Below are 2,013 nucleotides of genomic sequence, written 5' to 3'. Positions count from 1 at the left end.
CAAGGCGCGAGGCGATCGCCGACGCGCTGTCGTCATCGCGTTCGGCGATCAGGCGCGCGGCGCCCGCGGTATCGCCCGCCACGATCGGCTTGATGTCGAGTTTCCTGATGATGCGCCGGCACTGGCCGAGCGCGTGGACGTGGCTTTCCACCGTCTTGACGCCGGCGAGCCTGGCGCCCTTCGGCGCCATCAATTGATGATGGATCGGCAGAAAATATTCGCCGACGATGAACAGGCCGGACGCCGGCAACAGGTGATGGATGTCGGCGACGCGGCCGGCGACCGAATTCTCGATCGGGATCATGCCGAGCTCGGCTTCCCCTGAGGCGATCGCTGCCAGCGCGTCCTCGAAGGTCGGGCAGGGCAACGGCTCGGCGGCCGGATAGGCCTCGACGATGGCGATGTGGGAATTGGCGCCCGGCTCGCCCTGGAACGCGATTTTCAGCTGCTTGGTCATGCTGGGGCGCCTTGTAGCAGCCGCTCAGGCTTTTGCCAGTATGCGGCGGGCGGTTTCCAGGTCGGCCGCGGTGTCGACGCCGCGCGGCACGTGATCGACGATGGTGATGTCGATCCGCATGCCGGCTTCCAGCGCGCGGAGCTGCTCGAGCTTCTCCTGCTGCTCCAGCGGCGAGGGCGGCAGGCTGACGAAGCGCTCCAGCGCGGCGCGCCGATAAGCGTAGAGGCCGATATGGTGGTAGCGCGGTCCGTCGCCCCAAGGCGCGGTGGCGCGGGTGAAATACAGCGCCCGCAGCCGCCGGTCGCCGACCGGCGAGCCGACCGCCTTCACCACGCTCGGCGCAAGGCTTTCCTCCTCGGTGTGGATTTCGGCCGCCAGGGTCGCGATATCGACCACGGGATCATCCAGCGGGCCCAGCACATCGCGTATGTTGTCGGTCGCAATGGTTGGAAAATCGCCCTGCAGATTGATCACGATGTCCGCTCTGTGCGTCGGATCCAGCATTTCCAGCGCCTCGAAAATCCGGTCCGACCCGGACGGATGGTCCGCCCGCGTCATGACCACGTCGCCGCCATGCGCCCGCACGGCCGCTGCGATCTCCGCGGTGTCGGTTGCAACCGCGACCCGGCCGATTGCGGCCTCCTGGGCGCGCCGCAGCACATGCACGATCATGGGCATGCCGGCGATATCCATCAGCGGCTTGCCGTACAAACGGGTGGAGGCCATCCGGGCCGGAATCAGCACCAGGGTGCGGCTTGTATCGGTCATCAGGAACAGGGTTGAGATGGGCGCGCGATTGAAGGGGGTTGTGAATTCCCGCCCGCTTATACGGGTTGCCAGAGCACGGGCAAACCGATATCTCCTTGTTCGCTTTGGGGGTGCGGAACGAAGGCCCAACTTTGCCCAACTTTCAAGGCTCATTCCCGCCGCCGCCAGGCGGCTCCAGACACCGACCTTCCGGCCCGGAGCCTTGATCCAAAATGGACTCCTTTGAACTCAATAAAATTATCGGCGCCGTTCTGGCCAGCTGCCTGATTCTCCTGATCACGAGCTTTACCGCCAACGCGCTGTTTGCGCCGCAGATGCCGGAAAAGCCGGGTTTCGTGATTGAGGCGAAGGAAGCCGCCCCGGGCGGCGCCAAGGAAGCGGCGGCGGCTCCGTCGGAGCCGATCGAGAAGCTGCTGCAGACCGCCTCGGTCGAGAAGGGCGCGGCGGCGGCCAAGAAGTGCCAGGCCTGCCACACCTTCGAAAAGGACGGTCCCAACCGGGTCGGCCCCAACCTCTACAACATCGTCGGCGACAAGAGAGGCGAGGGCCGCAACGGCTTCAACTTCTCGGCGGCGATGAAGGCCAAGGGCGGCACCTGGACCTATGACGATCTCAACAAGTTCATCACCAATCCGAAGGCCTTCATTCCCGGGACCGCGATGGGTTTTGCCGGCATCCCCAAGGACAGCGAGCGCGCCGACGTGATCGACTATCTGCATACCCTGTCGGACAACCCGGTTCCGCTGCCCGCGGTGGCGTCGAAATAGCCGGGTCGGCTGCCTCCGGAT

At 65.4% G+C, this 2,013-nt stretch carries 3 protein-coding genes; 1 reads left to right on the top strand and 2 read right to left on the bottom strand.

The features are described 5' to 3' along the window. Window positions 1-457 (bottom strand): prephenate dehydratase domain-containing protein (locus WCB02_RS01570; protein ID WP_423955613.1); only part of this gene is annotated, 457 nt, incomplete at its 3' end. Window positions 458-481: 24 nt separating this feature from the next. Continuing rightward, window positions 482-1,225: a 3-deoxy-manno-octulosonate cytidylyltransferase gene (locus WCB02_RS01565; RefSeq protein ID WP_423955610.1), complete on the bottom strand. Its 744-nt coding sequence runs from the start codon at window positions 1,223-1,225 to the stop codon at window positions 482-484. 212 nt (window positions 1,226-1,437) lie between these two features. On the opposite strand from WCB02_RS01565, the gene WCB02_RS01560 reads away from it, so the two are divergent. Continuing rightward, on the top strand, window positions 1,438-1,992 hold the full coding sequence (locus WCB02_RS01560; protein ID WP_423955608.1) for a c-type cytochrome: 555 nt from the start codon (window positions 1,438-1,440) through the stop codon (window positions 1,990-1,992). Window positions 1,993-2,013 lie beyond the last annotated feature (21 nt).

It is taken from the genome of Bradyrhizobium sp. (assembly GCF_049581145.1).
Taxonomy (GTDB): domain Bacteria; phylum Pseudomonadota; class Alphaproteobacteria; order Rhizobiales; family Xanthobacteraceae; genus Bradyrhizobium.
This window is presented reverse-complemented; position numbering and strand designations above follow the sequence as displayed.